This is a genomic window from Nocardioides asiaticus (genome assembly GCF_040049175.1).
GTDB lineage: Bacteria > Actinomycetota > Actinomycetes > Propionibacteriales > Nocardioidaceae > Nocardioides > Nocardioides cheoyonin.
Genome location: NZ_JBDZDM010000001.1, coordinates 120,042 through 136,460, shown reverse-complemented (window position 1 = coordinate 136,460; position 16,419 = coordinate 120,042). Strand labels below are relative to the sequence as shown.

The 16,419-nt window shown below is 72.7% G+C and carries 15 protein-coding genes; 11 read left to right on the top strand and 4 right to left on the bottom strand.

What is annotated here, in order from left to right:
* Nucleotides 1-114: 114 nt before the first annotated feature.
* A complete protein-coding gene (locus ABLE53_RS00665; protein ID WP_348856599.1) occupies nt 115-1,986 on the bottom strand; it encodes an ABC transporter ATP-binding protein in 1,872 nt (623 codons plus the stop codon).
* A 67-nt stretch (nt 1,987-2,053) separates the two neighbouring features.
* On the opposite strand from ABLE53_RS00665, the gene ABLE53_RS00660 reads away from it, so the two are divergent.
* From ABLE53_RS00660 to coaE, 8 genes are all read left to right on the top strand, one after another.
* Nucleotides 2,054-2,464, top strand: a complete 411-nt coding sequence (locus tag ABLE53_RS00660) for a MarR family winged helix-turn-helix transcriptional regulator (protein ID WP_348856598.1) — start codon at nt 2,054-2,056, stop codon at nt 2,462-2,464.
* A 124-nt stretch (nt 2,465-2,588) separates the two neighbouring features.
* Entirely contained in the window at nt 2,589-2,876 is a 288-nt protein-coding gene (locus tag ABLE53_RS00655) for a hypothetical protein (protein ID WP_348856597.1), read from the top strand.
* 53 nt (nt 2,877-2,929) lie between these two features.
* Nucleotides 2,930-3,664 carry a GntR family transcriptional regulator gene (locus ABLE53_RS00650; RefSeq protein WP_348856596.1) on the top strand — a complete coding sequence of 245 codons (735 nt, stop codon included), beginning with the start codon at nt 2,930-2,932 and terminating at the stop codon, nt 3,662-3,664.
* Nucleotides 3,665-3,760: 96 nt separating this feature from the next.
* Nucleotides 3,761-5,110 (top strand): sugar ABC transporter substrate-binding protein, encoded by a 1,350-nt coding sequence (locus ABLE53_RS00645; protein WP_348857745.1) that lies wholly within the window; start codon nt 3,761-3,763, stop codon nt 5,108-5,110.
* A gap of 24 nt (nt 5,111-5,134) precedes the next feature.
* Entirely contained in the window at nt 5,135-6,094 is a 960-nt protein-coding gene (locus ABLE53_RS00640; protein ID WP_348856595.1) for a carbohydrate ABC transporter permease, read from the top strand.
* The gene (locus tag ABLE53_RS00635; RefSeq protein ID WP_348856594.1) at nt 6,091-6,927 is read left to right on the top strand and encodes a carbohydrate ABC transporter permease; all 837 of its coding nucleotides are present in this window, start codon (nt 6,091-6,093) and stop codon (nt 6,925-6,927) included. Before ABLE53_RS00640 ends, ABLE53_RS00635 begins: the two co-directional genes overlap by 4 nt.
* Nucleotides 6,924-8,402 carry a glycoside hydrolase family 3 protein gene (locus ABLE53_RS00630; RefSeq protein ID WP_348856593.1) on the top strand — a complete coding sequence of 493 codons (1,479 nt, stop codon included), beginning with the start codon at nt 6,924-6,926 and terminating at the stop codon, nt 8,400-8,402. Before ABLE53_RS00635 ends, ABLE53_RS00630 begins: the two co-directional genes overlap by 4 nt.
* A gap of 4 nt (nt 8,403-8,406) precedes the next feature.
* A complete protein-coding gene (gene coaE, locus ABLE53_RS00625; protein WP_348856592.1) occupies nt 8,407-9,009 on the top strand; it encodes a dephospho-CoA kinase in 603 nt (200 codons plus the stop codon).
* Between the two features lie 28 nt (nt 9,010-9,037).
* Here the strand turns inward: coaE and ABLE53_RS00620 are convergent, their stop codons facing one another.
* Nucleotides 9,038-9,991 (bottom strand): sigma-70 family RNA polymerase sigma factor, encoded by a 954-nt coding sequence (locus ABLE53_RS00620; protein ID WP_348856591.1) that lies wholly within the window; start codon nt 9,989-9,991, stop codon nt 9,038-9,040.
* Nucleotides 9,992-10,183: 192 nt separating this feature from the next.
* Nucleotides 10,184-12,334: a S9 family peptidase gene (locus tag ABLE53_RS00615; RefSeq protein WP_348856589.1), complete on the bottom strand. Its 2,151-nt coding sequence runs from the start codon at nt 12,332-12,334 to the stop codon at nt 10,184-10,186.
* Between the two features lie 24 nt (nt 12,335-12,358).
* Here ABLE53_RS00615 and ABLE53_RS00610 point away from each other — a divergent pair, with 24 nt between their 5' ends.
* The 3 genes from ABLE53_RS00610 (at nt 12,359) to ABLE53_RS00600 (ending at nt 15,031) form a co-directional block, all read left to right on the top strand.
* Nucleotides 12,359-13,087, top strand: coding sequence for a 5-oxoprolinase subunit PxpA (locus tag ABLE53_RS00610; RefSeq protein WP_348856587.1), 729 nt, complete (start codon nt 12,359-12,361; stop codon nt 13,085-13,087).
* Between the two features lie 457 nt (nt 13,088-13,544).
* Entirely contained in the window at nt 13,545-14,153 is a 609-nt protein-coding gene (locus ABLE53_RS00605) for a 5-oxoprolinase subunit B family protein (protein ID WP_348856586.1), read from the top strand.
* Nucleotides 14,150-15,031 (top strand): 5-oxoprolinase subunit C family protein, encoded by an 882-nt coding sequence (locus ABLE53_RS00600; protein ID WP_348856585.1) that lies wholly within the window; start codon nt 14,150-14,152, stop codon nt 15,029-15,031. The genes ABLE53_RS00605 and ABLE53_RS00600 overlap by 4 nt, the downstream gene beginning before the upstream one ends.
* Here the strand turns inward: ABLE53_RS00600 and ABLE53_RS00595 are convergent.
* A complete protein-coding gene (locus ABLE53_RS00595; protein WP_348856584.1) occupies nt 15,003-16,355 on the bottom strand; it encodes a DNA polymerase IV in 1,353 nt (450 codons plus the stop codon). The genes ABLE53_RS00600 and ABLE53_RS00595 overlap by 29 nt on opposite strands.
* Nucleotides 16,356-16,419 lie beyond the last annotated feature (64 nt).

Here is a 16,419-nt window from a genome sequence, read left to right as displayed (position 1 = left end):
GGGCCGACCCTAGGACGGAGGACTTCCCGCGTCCATCCCTCCGCGCAGGCGGATCTGCGACCGGCTCGAGCGGCGACGTAAATGCGACAGGCCGTCCGGGCAGGCGTACGACGCTCAGGCGGCGGCGCTCGCGAGTCCGCCGCGGACGAGGTCGGCGTACGCTCCACCGCGCAGCAGCAGCTCCTCGTGGGTGCCGAGCTCGACCACCCGGCCGCCGTCGAGGACTGCGATCTGGTCGGCGTCACGGACGGTGCTGAGCCGGTGGGCGATCGTGATGGTCGTACGCCCCTGGGCGAGCTCGTCGAGTGCGGCCTGGACCTCGCGCTCGGTGGTGTTGTCGAGTGCGCTGGTGGCCTCGTCGAGGACGAGGACGCGCGGGTCACGGAGCACCGTCCGGGCGATCGCGAGGCGCTGCTTCTCGCCACCGGAGAAGCGGTGACCCCGGGAGCCGACCATGGTGTCGTAGCCGTCGGGCAGGCCGACGATCAGGTCGTGGATCCGGGCCGCCCGTGCGGCCTTCTCGATCTCCGCGTCGCTCGCGTCGGGCCGCGCGTGGCGCAGGTTGTCGCGGACGGTCGCATGGAGCAGGTACGTCTCCTGGGTGACCACGCCGACCGCGTCGGCCAGGTCGGCCAGGGTGAGGTCGCGGAGGTCGACGCCGTCGAGCAGGACCCGGCCGGCGGTCGGGTCGTGCAGCCGGGCGACGAGCCCGGCGAGCGTGGACTTGCCCGAGCCGGTCGCTCCGACCAGGGCGAGGCTGCTCCCGGCCGGCACGTGGAGGGCGATGTCGTCGAGGACCGGGTGCGTGCCGTCGTACGAGAAGGAGACGGAGTCGAAGGTGACCTCGCCGCGTACGCCGTCGCGCGCGAAGGGCGTCGGGTCGGCGGGGTCGTCGATCTCGACCGGAAGGTCGAGGTACTCGAAGATCCGGCTGAACAGGGCCAGGCTCGAGGTGACGTCGACGCCGACGTTGAGGAGCCCCATCAGCGGACGGAACAGCGAGCCCTGCAGCGACACGAACGCGACCAGGGTGCCGATGGTCAGGCCACCGCTGGTGACGGGGAACCCGGCGGCGAGGTACAGCGCGGCGGGCACGGCGGCGAAGACGACCTGCATGGTCGCCATCCGCCAGCGGCCGGCCAGCTGGCTGCGGACCTCGAGGCCGATCAGGTCACGGCTGGTGTCCTCGAAGCGGCGGGCGAGCGCCGGGGCCGCGCCGAGGGTCTTGGTCAGCAGGATGCCGCTCACGGAGAGTCCCTCCTCGACCTGCACGTGGAGGTCGGCCAGCTTCGCCTGGCGGGCGCTCGTCACGGCGTACCGCATCCGTGCCACCTTGCGCGTCGTCCACACCGCCGGCGGAAGGACGACGAGGGAGATCAGCGCCAGTCGCCAGTTGAGCGCCACCATCGCCGCGATCGTGCCGATCACGACGGTGACGTTGGCGGCGATGCTCGTCGCGGTGCTGGTCACGACGCTCTGCATCGAGCCGATGTCGTTGACCATCCGCGACTGGACCTCGCCGCCGCGGGTGCGGGTGAAGAAGTCCACCGACTGGCGCTGCAGGTGGGCGAAGAGGTCGGTCCGCAGCCGGTGCATGACGCGCTGGCCGACCTCGGTGGACAGGAGGGTCTGGAGCACGCCGATCGCCGCGCTCGCGACCGCGACGGCGACCATGCCGCCGACGCAGAGGAGCAGCAGCGTCGTGTCACGCCGGGGGAGGGCCTGGTCGATGACGTGCTTGACCAGGAAGGGCTGGGCCAGCCCGATGACCGAGCTGGCGATGATCAGACCGACGACGACCGCGAGCCGCGCCTTGAAGGGCGCGAAGAGGCGGGCGATCCGGCGCAGCGAGACGGGTGCGTCTGCGAGCTGCTGTCGGTCGGCCTTGTTGTTCGTGGGGTCGCGGCCGTCCCGGCCGCCGGTGGCCTCGAGGGCGGCACGGCGTCCGCCGCCCGTCGGGCTCCTGAAGCTGTTGAGGTCACTCACGCAACCACCTCCATTACTGAGGTTAGCTCACAATGAGGCTAACACTCAAGCAGGTATGGTTGTTCCCGTGGACGGCACCGGCGACCTGCTGATGAGCGCCGCGCGCGCGTTGCGCCGGCGGTTCGCGACGACCCTCGCGCAGTGGGAGATCACGCCGGCCCAGGGCCGGGCGCTCCGCATCGTCAGCTCGGCGCAGGAGCCTCCGCGCCTCTCCGAGATCGCCGAGCGGCTCCGGATCGTTCCCCGCTCGGCGACCGAGGTCGTCGACGCGCTGGAGCAGCGCGGCCTCGTCGTACGCCAACCGGATCCGGGGGACCGGCGCGCTACCTGCGTCGTCGCCACCGCCGAGGGCGAGCGGCTGGCCGGGATCATCGAGGAGGCGCGTTCGGGGGCGGCCCGCGAGTATCTCTCCGTGCTGCCCGCCTCCGACCGGCGGGAGCTCGCCCGGATCCTGGAGAAGCTGGTCGCCGAGGGATGAGACGGGCCATCCGTGCCCCTGAACGGATGACGCCTGCCGCCGCGACACGGCGGCGATGGTCCGCAGAACGGTCGCCGTCGGGCCCTACCGTGGGTGACGAGGCACCCGATGGAAGGAGACGACCGTGACCACGCTCGCGACGGCTCCCGAGCCCGAGGTCCGTACGTGCAGGGAGCTCAAGGCGCTGCTCGGCTGTCGGACCGACGACGACCTGGCCAGGCTGCTGTGGCAGACCCACGACCTCGAGGTCGTGGTGGAGGACTGCCCGGCCGACGACGATCCCGGCGGCGTCCTGCGGCTCCGTGTCGGCGACTGCGGGATGGTGCTGGGCTTCCCGACCAGCGTCGCCGAGTTCTGGGCCGAGGTCGACGCGCTCGAGGCGTGTGCGCTCGAGGAGCGGCTCGTCGCCTGACCGGCGCGCGGACGGCGGTGGACCGCCGTACGCCGGTGTTGTACCAATGGTCTATGCCTGCGTCCGAGACGGGCTCCGCCCTGCCGAAGCGGCAACGGGTGCGCGAGCGCCTCGAGGAGCTCGTCGCGCAGCTCGGCGCCGGTGACCCGCTGCCGGCGGAGCGGCTGCTCGCCAGCGAGCTCGGCGTCGCCCGGATGACGCTGCGGCGCGCCCTCGACGACCTGGTCGTCGAGGGTCGCCTCGTACGCCGGCGCGGCGCGGGCACGTTCGTCGCCGGCGGCAAGGTCACCCAGCAGCTCACCGCGACGTCGTTCTCCGATGACATGCGCGCCCGCGGTCTCACCCCCGGTAGCCGGACGCTCGGCAGCCGCCGGCTCCGTGCGGGCCTGATGCTCGCCGGCGTCCTCGCCGTCCCGCCCGAGACCGAGGTGCTCGTCGTACGCCGACTGCGGCTCGCCGACGGAGCCCCGATGGCGCTGGAGGACCTGCACGTGCCGACCATCGCCGTCCCGGGCCTGTCGGGGGAGGACCTCGACGGGGCGTCGTTCTACGAGCTGCTGCGCGAGAGGTACGAGGACCCGGTAGTCGCCGGCACCCAGACGGTGGAGCCGGCGCTGGCCGATGCGGAGACCGCGGCGCTGCTCGACGTCCCCGTGGGCGACCCGGTGTTCAGGTTCGAGCGCACGTCGCGGGCGCGCAGCGGGCGCGTGATCGAGTTCGTCCGCTCGACCTACCGCGGCGACCGCTACCGGCTCGTCGTCGACATCCTGCCGCCGCAGGTCCCTTGACGCCCCAACCCGGGGTGACGAGAATCTGCGGCTTAGACCTTTGGTACACCTGTCCGCCTTCTCGGGCGGGCTTCTCGGACGACAGGCGGTGCGGTGATGCGGGTGCTCGGCAGGCCATCGGGGGTCAAGGCATCGAGGACGAGGTGGGGCCGGCTCGTCGCTGGCCTCGCGGTGGTCACGCTGCTCGCGACCGCCTGCGGCAGCGGAAGCGGTGCTGAGTCGGCCGGGATCACCGACCCGACCGGCACCCCGAACGGCGATGGCGAGAAGCTGACGGTCTGGATCATGGAGGGCACGAACCCCGACCCGAAGCCGTACGTCGACGAGCTGAAGACCGCCTTCAAGAAGGAGACCGGCGCGGACCTCGACGTGCAGTTCGTGCAGTGGGCGGAGGCGCACGACAAGTTCGTGAGCGCGATCGCCGGCGGCACGACGCCCGACGTCGCCGAGGTCGGGACCACCTGGACCCCGGAGTTCGCCGAGGCGGGTGGGCTGATCGACCTGTCCGAGGCGGTGAAGAAGTCCGGGCTCGAGAGCGACCTCGTGCCCGGCCTCGTCGAGGCGGGGACGATCGACGGCAAGCTCTACGGCATGCCGTGGTACGCCGGCGTCCGCTCGGTCATCTACCGCACGGACGTCTTCAAGAAGGCGGGCGTCGAGCCGCCGACGACCTGGGACGAGCTGGTGCAGGCCGGCGAGAAGATCAAGGCCGCGTTCCCGAAGATGATCACCTTCCCGGTCCCCGGCGACAGCGAGTACGGCGTCGACCCGTTCATCTGGGGTGCGGGCGGCGACATCGCCACCGAGAAGGACGGGACCTGGTCGAGCGGGGTGGACTCCGCGGCGGCCCAGAAGGGGATCTCGTTCTACACCGGCCTCGCCACAGAGCACGGCTTCTCCAGCCCGGCCGCGACGACGTGGGACGAGGCCGACCTCTCCGACGCCTTCAGCCGGGGCCAGGTCGCGATGATGATCTCCGGCAGCTGGACGCCCGGCGCCCTGATCGACGCCAACCCCGATCTCAAGGGCAAGATCGGCGCCTTCCCGATCCCGGGTCCCGACGGCGGGATGTCCCCGTCGTTCCTCGGCGGCTCCCACCTCGGCATCTTCGAGACCGCGAAGGACAAGAACCTCGCCTGGGCGCTGGTGCGGATGATGACGACCGGCGAGTTCGCCCAGAAGTGGAGCGAGCAGTCCGGATTCTTCCCGGGGACCAAGTCGCTGCTGAAGAAGGTGCAGCAGCAGAACGACCCGCTGGTCGCGCCCTTCGCCAAGCAGATGTCGGAGGCCGGGGCGAGCCTGCCGGTGACCGAGCTGTACGGCCAGATCCAGGGCAAGAAGACGATGGCCGCGATGCTGGAGTCGATCCTGTCGAAGAAGAAGTCCGTCGCCGACGCCACCAAGGACGCGGCGGCCGAGATGGACGACATCTTCTCCAAGGGCTGACCCGAGGCGAGCACAGCAGACCGCGTGACCCAGACGATCCCGACGACCGAGCCCGCCGCCGGCGTACGACCACCGGCGGCGGGCCGTCGTCTCCGCCACACCCCCCGCTGGCTGCCGTGGGCGCTGGTGCTTCCGGCGCTCGCGGTGCTCGGGCTCCTGCTGATCTACCCGCTCGGCTGGGTCGGCGTGCTGTCGTTCCAGGACTTCGGCCTGCGAGAGCTGGTGACGGGGGAGCGGTCCTGGCTCGGCCTCGACAACTTCCGCGACGTCTTCCACGACCCGCTGCTGCGCACGGCGCTGCCCAACACCGTCGTGTTCGCCGTCGTCAACGTCGCGCTGACGGTCGCGGCCGGTACGGCGGTCGCCCTGCTGATCGCCCAGCTCGGACAGGTCGCCCGGGCGATCGCGGTCGGCGCGATCATGGTCGCGTGGGCGATGCCGGCCGTCACCGTGACGTACGTCTGGGTGTTCCTCTTCGACGCCCGTGACGGCTTCTTCGTCGAGCTCGCGGGCCACCTCGGGCTCGTCGACCCCGACCAGACCAACTGGTTCACCGAGCGGCTCGCCTTCTATGCCATCGCGACGGTCAACGTCGTGCAGCACGGCTTCCCGTTCGTGGCCGTGACGGTCCTCGCCGGCCTCTCCACGGTGCCGCGCGACACCCTCGAGGCGGCGGTGCTCGACGGCGCCGGTGCCTGGCGGCGGTTCTGGCACGTCACGTTCCCGCTGCTGCGGCCCGTCTTCGCGGTCGTGACGATCCTGTCGACGATCTGGGACTTCAAGGTCTTCACCCAGATCTACCTGATGCCGGGCGGCAACGGCACCAACCGCGACGTCCTCAACCTCGGCACCTGGTCCTACATCACCGCGATCTCGCAGAACCGCTACGGGCTCGGCGCGGCGATCGCCGTCCTCCTCACCCTGATGCTCCTCGCCATCACCGCCGTCTACCTGCGCACCCTCTTCCGGCAGGAGGAGCTGTGAGCGGTCTCGGACCGCGCAGCCGAAGCCAGCGCGCCGCGGTCGGCATCGGGTTCGTCCTGGTCCTGGTCTTCAGCCTCGGCCCGGCGCTGGTGATGCTCTCGACGGCGTTCAACGCCCGCGCCAACGCCGGCTCCCGCTCGGTCGTGGCTTCGCAGCTCACGCTCGACAACTTCCGGTTCGTGCTGGACGAGGGCCACTTCGGCACCTACCTGCGCAACTCGCTCGTCGTGGCGCTGGGCACGATCGTGGTCAGCGGGGCGCTCGCGCTGCTCGCCGCGGTGGCCGTGTCGCGCTTCCGGTTCCGGTTCCGCACGGCCATCCTCGTGATGGTGCTCGTCGTACAGATGGTGCCGGTGGAGGCGCTGGTCATCCCGCTGTTCATCGAGGCGAAGGGCCTCGGCCTCCTCAACCACCTGGTCGGGCTGGTCGCGGTCTACGTCGCCTTCTCGCTGCCGTTCGCGATCTGGACCCTGCGCGGGTTCGTCGCCGGGATCCCGCGCGAGCTCGAGGAGGCGGCGTACGTCGACGGTGCGTCCTGGCCGCGGATGTTCTGGCACGTGCTGTTCCCACTGGTGGCCCCGGGGCTGATCGCGACCAGCGTCTACTCGTTCATCACCGCGTGGAACGAGTTCGTCTTCGCGATCACCTTCATCAACGACGACAGCAAGTTCACCGCCGCGGCGGGGCTGCGCCAGTTCTTCACGCAGTACTCCACCAACTGGGGCGCCGTCATGGCCGGCTCCACCCTGCTCACGGTGCCGGTGATGGTCTTCTTCCTCCTCGTCCAGCGCCGACTCGGCGAGGGGATGGTCGCCGGGGCGGTGAAGGGATGAGCGCCGCGGGCGACCTGCGGCGGCTCGCGCTCGAGGTGGTGATGCCGGGCTTCGTCGGTACGACGCCGCCAGACTGGCTCCTCGACGCGACCGAGGCCGGTCTCGGAGGCGTCGCGCTCTTCGGCCAGAACGTCGGGTCCGAGGAGCAGGTGCAGGCGCTGACCAGCCGGCTGCACGCGGCGGGGCCGGTGCTGGTCGCCTCCGACGAGGAGGGCGGCTCGGTGACCCGGCTCGACCTGCACGGCGGCTCGCGGTGGCCGGGTGCGGCCGCGCTCGGCGTGCTCGACGATGTCGATGCCACCCACGAGGTCGCCCGCGGCCTCGGCCTGCAGGCCCGGGCGGCGGGCGTCGACCTCGTCCTCGCCCCGGTGCTCGACGTGAACTCCGAGCCCGACAATCCCGTCATCGGCGTACGGTCGTTCGGCGCCGACCCCGCCCTGGTCGCGCGGCACGGCGCCGCCGCCGTACGCGGGCTGGCGGAGGCGGGCGTGGCGGCCTGCGCCAAGCACTTCCCCGGCCACGGGGACACCCGCACGGACTCCCACGTCGGGCTGCCGGTCGTCGGCGTCGACGAGGCGACGTGGCGGGCGCGCGACCTGCCGCCCTTCGCCGCCGCGGTGGCGGCGGGTGTCCCGTGCGTGATGACCGCCCATCTGGTGCTCTCGTGGCTCGACGAACGGCCGGCCACCCTCAGCGCGCCGGTGCTCCGGGTGCTGCGCGAGGAGCTCGGCTTCGCGGGCGTGATCGCCACCGACGCGCTCGACATGAAGGCAGTCTCGGCGCGGACGGGGCGTGGTCCTGCCGCCGTCGCGGCCCTCGCCGCCGGCGCCGACCTGGTCTGCATCGGCAACCCCGCCTTCCCCGAGCCGTACGACGACGGGTCGGCGCTCGAGGAGGTGGTGGCCGCGATCGTGGCGGCGGTGGCGGACGCCTCCCTTCCCGCGGATCGCCTCGAGGAGGCCGCGGGCCGGGTCGCCGCCCTCGCGGCCACCGTCGGTGCCGGCGATCCGGCTCCCGCGGAGCGGGTCGACGAGCAGACCCAGCGTTCGCTCGGAGCGAGGGTTGCAGCGAATGCCCTGACCACCACCGGCGACGTACGCCTGCGCGGCGACGCCGTCGTCCTCGCGCCGGCGGCCGCGCTCGGCTACGCCGCAGGGCGGCGCCCGTCGGAGCTCCTGGCGGAGCTGGCCCGCCGCCGCCCCGGGTGGCCGGTCGTCGACGTCACCGACGCCGCGGCCGCGGCGGCCGCCGCCCGAGCCGCCGCCCCGGCCCGTGAGGTGCTGGTCGTCGTCGAGGGCAACGACCCGCGACACGACCTCGTCGGCGCCGTGCTGGCGCAGGTGCCGGACGCCGTGGTCGCCTACGGCGGGCTGGCCCGCCCCGACGACCCGGGCGCACGCACGCTCCACACCCACGGCACCGGCGCGGCGACGGCGGTCGCCGCGGCCGACGTACTCCTCGGCCCACTACGGTGACGCCATGCGCATAGGACTGACCGGCGGCATCGCGTCGGGCAAGAGCACCGTGTCGTCGATCCTGTCCGAGCTGGGCGCCGTCGTGGTCGACGCCGACCGGCTCGCCCGCGAGGTGGTCGCGAAGGGCACGCCGGGGCTCGTGCAGGTCGTCGAGGCCTTCGGGCCCGACGTCCTCACCTCCACCGGCGAGATGGACCGGCCGAAGGTCGGGGCGATCGTCTTCGCCGACGAGGGCAAGCGGAAGGTCCTCGAGGGGATCATCCACCCGCTCGTCCGGGCCCGCGGCGCCGAGCTGGAGGAGCAGGCCGGGCCGGACGCGATCGTGGTGCACGACATCCCGCTGCTGGTGGAGACCGGCCAGGCGGACCGGTTCGACGCAGTGATCGTGGTCGACGCCCCGACCGAGGCGCAGGTGCAGCGGCTCGCCCGCGACCGCGGGATGTCGGAGGACGAGGCCCGCGCGCGGATCGGCGCGCAGGCGACCCGCGAGCAGCGCCGCGCGGCGGCCGACCGGCCGGGCGGCTACGTCATCGACAACACCGGGACGCTCGAAGACCTCCGCCACCGGGTGACGGAGGTCTTCGAGTCCCTGCGACGGGCCGGCTGACCTCGAACAGCCGACCAGGGGAAGCCCCTCAGGCCGCCAGATCGGGGTCCGCGAAGCGGCGGAGCTTCTGGAGCGCCTCCCGCTCCAGCTGGCGGACCCGCTCGGCGGAGATGCCGTGCTTGAGGCCGATGTCGGCGAGCTTGTGCTGGCGCCCGTCGACCAGGCCGTAGCGGCTGCGGATGATGTCGGCCGCGCGATCGTCGAGCCGGCTGACCAGGCTGTTGAGCCGCTCGCGCGACTCGACGTCGATGAAGTTGAGGTCGGGGCCCGGGGCGGTCTCCTGCGCCATCAGGTCACCGAGCGAGGTGTCGCCGTCCTCGTCCACGGGGGAGTCGAGGCTGACGTGCTCGCGGCCCCACGCCATCAGGTCGAGGACGCGGTCGAGTTCCATCCCCAGCTCCGTGGCGATCTCCTCGGGCTCCGGCTCGCGGCCGAGCTGGCGCTCGAGCGTGCGGCGCGCGCCGCCGACCTGGTTGAGCTCCTCGACCACGTGGACGGGGAGCCGGACGACCCGGGCCTGCTGCGCGATGCCGCGCGTGATGGCCTGGCGGACCCACCAGGTGGCGTAGGTCGAGAACTTGTAGCCCTTGGTGTAGTCGAACTTCTCGACCGCCCTGATCAGGCCGGTGTTGCCCTCCTGGATCAGGTCGAGCATCGGCATCTGGGCCCGCCCGTACTTCCGCGCGATCGAGACGACCAGGCGCAGGTTGGCGGTGATGAACGTGTCGACGGCCTTGCGGCCCTCCTCCGCGAGCCACTCCAGCTCAGCGCGGGTGGCGCCACCGGGGGCCTTGCGGCCCACACGGCCCTCGGCGAGCAGGTGCTCAGCCATCAGGCCGGCCTCGATGGCCTTGGACAGCTCGACCTCCTTGGCGGCGTCCAGCAGCTCGTTGCGCGCGATCTCGTCGAGGTACAGCCCGACGCTGTCGCGGCCTTCGATCTCACGGCCCTTGGGAGCAGGTGGTGCGGTGCGTGTCGCCATGGGATCCTCCTTACGTGTGAGACACAGAGGCCTCACGGGGATGTCAACGCATGAGGTGACCGGAGGATTCCCCCGGTATGCGTCGATCTCTTGTCCCGAAGGACGAGCGACGGTCCCCGGGAGTTGCGCCGGCGGGCCAATCTCAGGGTCTTTTCAGGGCTGTTCCTGACACGGCACAGGAACGGCGCCGGTTCAGACGTCCGCGAGACCCATCCGGTCGAGGATCCACGCGAGGCTGAACGCACGGTCCTGCCAGGCCTTGTAGCGCCCCGAGACGCCGCCGTGGCCGGCCGACATCTCGGTCTTGAGGAGGACATCGGCGCCCGCCACCGCCCGCAGCTTCGCGACCCACTTCGCCGGCTCGACGTACAGCACCCGGGTGTCGTTGAGCGAGGTCTCGGCGAGGATCGGCGGGTACTTCTGCGCTGTGACGTTGGTGTAGGGGTCGTACGACGCCATGTAGTCGTACGCCGCCGGGTCGGCCTCGGGGTTGCCCCACTCGTCGTACTCGGTCACGGTCAGCGGCAGGCTGGAGTCGAGCATCGTCGTCAGCGCGTCCACGAACGGCACCCCCGCGACGATCCCGCCGAACGCGTCGGGCGCCTGGTTGGCGACCGCGCCCATCAACAGCCCGCCGGCGCTCGCGCCCTCGGCCACGATCAGCTCGGGGCGGGTCCAGCCGGCCTCGACGAGGCGACGGGCACACGCGATGAAGTCGCCGAAGGTGTTCTGCTTGTGGAACAGCTTCCCGTCGTCGTACCAGTGCCTGCCCATCTCCCCGCCACCGCGGACGTGGGCGATCGCGAACGCGGCACCGCGGTCGAGCATCGAGAGCCGCGGGACGGAGAAGTAGGGGTCCATCGACGCCTCGTACGAGCCATAGCCGTAGAGCAGCACGGGCACCGGGCCCCTCGCCCTGGCGTCCTTGCGTACGACGAGAGAGATCGGCACCTCGACGCCGTCCTCCGCGGTCGCCCAGAGCCGGTGCTCCTCGTAGTCGTCGGGGTCGTAGCCGCCGAGGACGGGAGCCCGCTTGCGCAGGGTCAGCTCGCGGGTGCGGACGTCGTAGTCGTAGACCGAGCTCGGGATGCGCATCGTCGTGTAGCCGAGCCGGACGACCGGGGTGTCGAACGACGGGTTGCCGCCGGAGCCGATGGTGTACAGCTCGTCCTCGAAGCCCACGAGATAGTCGTCGGTCACGCCCGCGGGCCCGAGCTCCAGGATCCGGAGCTGGGTGAGCCCCTCGCTGCGCTGGTGGACGACGAGGTGGCCGGCGAAGGCGTCCACGTCCTCGAGGCGTACGCCGGCGACGTGCGGGATGAGCGGCGTCCACTGCTCGCGCGGGGTCGGCGCGACCGGCGTGATCGCGAGCTCGAAGTCCGGGTCGGTGGCGTTGTGCATCACGAGGAAGACGTCGTCGCCGCCGACGACCGCGTGCTCGAGGCTGTACTCGACGCCCTCCTCGCGGGCGGCGAACACCTTCCACACCCCGTCGGGGGCGTCGAGGTCGAGGAAGCGGTACTCGGAGGTGATCTTCGCGCCGCTGGCGATGATCATGAACCGGTCGCTGCGGGAGCGGCCGACGCCGACCCAGAACCGCTCGTCGGCCTCGTGGAGGACCAGCTCGTCCTCGGACTGGTCGGTGCCGAGCCGGTGCCGCCAGACCTTGTCGGAGCGCCAGGACTCGTCCGCGGTGGTGTAGTAGAGCCACTGCGCCGCGCGGTCCCAGGTGACGCCGCCGCCGTGGACGTTCTCGATCACGTCTGGGAGGAGCTCGCCGGTGCGGAGGTCCTTGACCCGCACGGTGTAGCGCTCGTCGCCGACGACGTCGGTGCCGTACGCGAGCAGGCGGGTGTCGGGGCTGACGGCCGAGCCGCCGAGGCTGAAGAACTCGTGGCCCTCGGCGAGCGCGTCGAGGTCGAGCAGCACCTCCTCGCCCGGCAGCGCGGGCTGGTCGGGCGCGACGTCGGCGGGGGTCGGCGGGGTCCAGTCGCCGTCGTCGGCGACCGGGACGCGGCAGCTCGCGCCGTACTCCCGGCCCTCGAAGGAGCGGCCGTAGTACCAGTAGCCGCGGCTGCGGGTCGGCACCGAGAGGTCGGTCTCGAGGGTGCGCTCCTTGATCTCCTTGAAGATCTGCTCGCGCAGGCCGGCGAGGTGCGCCGTACGGGACTGCGTCCAGGCGTTCTCGGCCTCGAGGTAGGCGCGGACCTCGGGGTCCTCCTTGCGCCGCAGCCACTCGTAGTCGTCGGTGCGGACGTGGCCGTGCAGCTCCCGGCTGGTGGGCTTCCGGGGCGCGACCGGCGGGGCCTGGATCTCCTGCGTCGTCTTCTGGGCCTGCGACATGCGGCCGACCCTATCCTCGGAGCCATGACGGGATCCGATGGCCGTGACAGCGCCGGCGCCGCCGTCGACCTCAACGCCGACCTCGGCGAGGAGGTGACCGACGACGCCGGGCTGCTGGCGATCGTCACCTCGGCCAACGTGGCCTGCGGCTACCACGCCGGCTCGCCGGCGATCATGCGCGCGGTGTGCGCCGAGGCGGCCGTGCGCGGGGTGGCCGTCGGGGCCCAGGTGTCGTACGCCGACCGGCCGAACTTCGGACGGGTCGCGCTCGACGTCGCCTACGACGTGCTGCGCGAGCAGATCGCGGACCAGGTCGGGACACTCGCCGAGATCGCCGCCTCGGAGGGCGTGCGAGTGAGCTACGTGAAGCCGCACGGCGCGCTCTACCACCGCACGATGGACGACGCCGAGCAGGCGCGGGCCGTCCTCGACGGGTCGGTCATCGACGGACGCGGGCTGCCGGTGCTGGGCATGGACGGCGAGCTGCTCGCCCGGGCCCGCGAGGCGGGCCGGGAGGTGTGGCACGAGGGCTTCCCGGACCGCGGCTACGGCGAGGAAGGGCGGCTGGTGCCGCGCGGCGAACCGGGTGCGCTGGTCGAGTCGGAGGATGGCATCGTCGCGCAGGCGCTCGAGCTCGCCGGCCGGGTCGACTCGCTCTGCCTGCACGGCGACTCGCCCGGGGCGGTCGCCCACGCCGCCGCCGTACGCCGCGAGCTCGAGGCCGCCGGCTGGTGGCTGCGTCCGCTCGGGTGACCAGGCGGTCGGGCCTCCGGACCGGACCGGGATCTCCACAGCCTGGGAGTTCCGGCTGTGGAGATCGGGCCCAACCTGTGCATGACGCGCACGTTTCTGTGGAGGAAACTGTGGGTTTCCGAATCTCGGTAAATTCCTCGCGCGAACCTCTTGCGCGGCGGTTCGGCCCGGGCGTAGGAATGGGGCATCGATCAGCTGACCGGCCGCAAGGCCACCAGGTTGACCGAGTCGCCGGGAAGGTGCCGGGGCGAGAGCCCAGGGCGATCTCGACGAGTCAGCGCAGGCAGAGGATCTCCGGATCCGACGCAGCACTGACGAAACCGAGGGCCTCGTTGATGCTCATACCACCAACGAGGCCCTCACCTTTTCCACGCCCATGGTCGCGACCGCGGGCCCGCGAGCGCAAATCGACACGCGGGGCGACGCGGCGATTCTCCACCTCCGCCACACTGGTCCCATGCGTGCGCGTGAGTTCGGGCCCCGGGCGCTCCTCGTCGAGGTCGGCTCCGCCGTCGAGGCGGCGGAGCTCGCCGGCTGGGCCCGGGCGGTGCCGGTCGCGGCCGGCGAGATCGTGCCTGCCGCCGCCACGGTGCTCTTCGACGACGTGGCCTCGCCGGACGCGCTGCGCGCGGCGCTGGCCGACTGGACGCCGTCCGGCGCCGTGCCGGCCGGCCCGCTGGTCGAGCTGCCGACGGCGTACGACGGCCCGGACCTGGCGTTCGTGGCCCGGCACTGGGGCGTCGGCGACGCTGAGGTGGTGGAGCGGCACACCACGCTGGAGTTCACCTCCGCGTTCTGCGGCTTCGCGCCCGGGTTCGCCTACCTGACCGGCCTCCCGGAGGAGTGGGTGGTGCCGCGCCTGGAGTCGCCGCGGCCGCGGGTGCCCGCCGGCTCGGTCGGCCTGGCCGGGCCGTACTGCGGTGTCTATCCCTCCGCCTCGCCCGGCGGCTGGCGGCTGCTCGGCCGCACCGAGGTCCCGCTGTGGGACCTCGCCCGCGACGAGCCCGCGCTGCTGGCGCCCGGCGTACGCGTCCGGTTCACCGACGCCTCGGCGGCGGGGTCGTGAGCCTCGAGGTCCTGGCCGCCGGCGTACTCACGACGGTGCAGGACGCCGGTCGCCCCGGGTACGCCCACCTCGGCGTGCCCCGCGCCGGCGCGCTCGACGCGCCGGCAGCCGCCCTGGCCAACCGGCTGGTCGGCAACGAGCCGTCGGCCGCGGTCCTCGAGGTCACGCTGGGCGGGCTGCGGGTGCGCAGCGACGCCGGCCTGTGGGTGGCCGTCACGGGCGCGCTCGCCTCCGTCACGGTCGGCGGCGCGGCGCGCGGCCACGGCCGGGCCGAGTGGCTGCCCGCCGGCGGCGTCCTGGAGATCGGCGTCCCGGCGACCGGCGTGCGCTCGTACGTCGCCGTCGCCGGCGGCATCGCGGTCGAGCCGGTCCTCGGCTCGCGGTCGACCGACACGCTCGCGGGGATCGGCCCGGCCCGCGTCGGCGAGGGCGACGTGCTGCCGGTGGGAGGGCCCACGGGTACGCCGGCCTGGGTCGACACCCCGCCGAGGCGGACGGCGGACGGGCTCCGCGTCCATCCCGGGCCGCGGCCGGAGTGGTTCGCCGACGACGTGGTCGCGCGCCTCTGCGCGGGAGAGTGGACGGTGCTGCCGGCGTCCGACCGGGTCGGCCTCCGGGTGGCCGGCGAGCCGCTGCCGCGCGAGCCCGGTGAGCTGCTGAGCGAGGGGATGGTGCTCGGCGCGGTCCAGGTGCCGCCCGACGGCCAGCCGGTGGTCTTCCTCAACGACCACCCGACCACCGGGGGCTACCCGGTCGCGGCGGTCGTCGACCCGGCCGACCTGTGGCAGTGCGCGCAGGCGCGGCCGGGGGAGCGGGTCAGGTTTCGAGACGCCTCGTCCCTCGGCTCCTCTACCCAGGGCTTTCGAGTGGCTCGCTGACCGGCGGCTGCCAGGGCTCGAGGTCGGGATCGTCGGCGGCGTAGCTGCGCACCGGCCCCGCCGGCGTCTCCGCCGTCTCGAACCTGACGGTGACGACGCCGCGCCCCGAGCCCCACACCCAGCCGCGGCCGAGCTCGGCGTGGACGACGTCCATGCCGGGCTGCCAGCCGGACCGCGAGCGCCGCTCGAGCTCGGGGACCGGGGCGTCCCGCTCCGGCTCGTCGCCGGCCTCGTCGAGGGTGTCGCCGAAGAGGTCCTCCTGGATCCAGTCCGCGAGGCCCGAGACCCCGACGCCGAGGAGGCGTACGCCGCCGGAGGTGTCCCCCTTGTCGATCACGTCGGTGAGCAGGCTGCGCGCCAGCCGGCCGATGGTGCCGGCGTGGTCGGTGGGCGCCGGGAGCGTGGCCGAGCGGTTGAGGGTGGTGAAGTCGTAGAGCCTGACCTTGATCGTCACCGTCCGCCCGGAGAGGCCGCTCTTCTTGAGCCGGGCGGCCACCTCGGCCGCCTGGCGGGTCAGGAGGTACTCCATCAGCGAGCGGTCGGTCAGATCGGTGTCGTAGGTGCCCTCCACGCTGACCGACTTCGCCTCGCGCGCGGCGACGACCCCCCGGTCGTCCTGCGCGCGGGCGAGCGCGAAGAGGCCGGCGCCGTGGGCCTTGCCGACCAGCCGGACGAGCTCCTCGAGGCTCACCGCCTCGAGGTCGGCGACGGTGGTGATGCCGGCCCGGCGCAGCCGCTCCGCCGTCGCGGGCCCGACGCCGGGGATGACGGTGACGTTCATCGGGCGGAGCAGGTCCTGCTCGGTGCCGGGAGCGACGACCACCAGGCCGTCCGGCTTGTCGAGGTCGCTGGCGATCTTGGCGATGAACTTCGAGGTGCCGATCCCGACGCTCGCGGTCAGCCCGCCGGTCGCCTCCGCGACCCGCGCCCGGACCTCCTCGGCGACGCCGGTCACGGTCCCCACCCGGAGGTCGGGCAGCTGCGCCTCGGCGAGGTCGACGAACGCCTCGTCGAGGGAGAGCGGCTCGACCAGCGGCGACACGCTCCGCAGGATCCCCATCACGACGTCGCTCACCGCGCGGTAGGCCTGGAAGCGCGGATAGAGGAACGCGGCGTGCGGGCAGCGCGAGCGTGCCTCGCGGGTCGACATCGCCGAGCGCACGCCGTACTTCCTCGCCTCGTACGACGCCGTCGAGACCACCCCGCGCCCGCCGACGCCCCCGACGACGACCGGCTTGCCGCGCAGCGACGGCTTGTCGCGCTGCTCGACCGAGGCGAAGAACGCGTCGAGGTCGAGGTGCATCACCGACGCATGGGGCCGCATGGCTGCAACCTAGCCGCGACCGCCGACTAATCCTGGTTGCGCTCCGCCCGAAGCGACTCTAGCG

Bases quoted from the DNA above. Each gene is read 5' to 3' on its own strand.
- ABLE53_RS00650 (WP_348856596.1), top strand. From the start codon at position 2,930: ATGCCTGCGTCCGAGACGGGCTCCGCCCTGCCGAAGCGGCAACGGGTG.
- ABLE53_RS00645 (WP_348857745.1), top strand. From the start codon at position 3,761: ATGCGGGTGCTCGGCAGGCCATCGGGGGTCAAGGCATCGAGGACGAGG.
- ABLE53_RS00630 (WP_348856593.1), top strand. From the start codon at position 6,924: ATGAGCGCCGCGGGCGACCTGCGGCGGCTCGCGCTCGAGGTGGTGATG.
- coaE (WP_348856592.1), top strand. From the start codon at position 8,407: ATGCGCATAGGACTGACCGGCGGCATCGCGTCGGGCAAGAGCACCGTG.
- ABLE53_RS00620 (WP_348856591.1), bottom strand. From the start codon at position 9,991: ATGGCGACACGCACCGCACCACCTGCTCCCAAGGGCCGTGAGATCGAA.
- ABLE53_RS00615 (WP_348856589.1), bottom strand. From the start codon at position 12,334: ATGTCGCAGGCCCAGAAGACGACGCAGGAGATCCAGGCCCCGCCGGTC.
- ABLE53_RS00610 (WP_348856587.1), top strand. From the start codon at position 12,359: ATGACGGGATCCGATGGCCGTGACAGCGCCGGCGCCGCCGTCGACCTC.
- ABLE53_RS00605 (WP_348856586.1), top strand. From the start codon at position 13,545: ATGCGTGCGCGTGAGTTCGGGCCCCGGGCGCTCCTCGTCGAGGTCGGC.
- ABLE53_RS00595 (WP_348856584.1), bottom strand. From the start codon at position 16,355: ATGCGGCCCCATGCGTCGGTGATGCACCTCGACCTCGACGCGTTCTTC.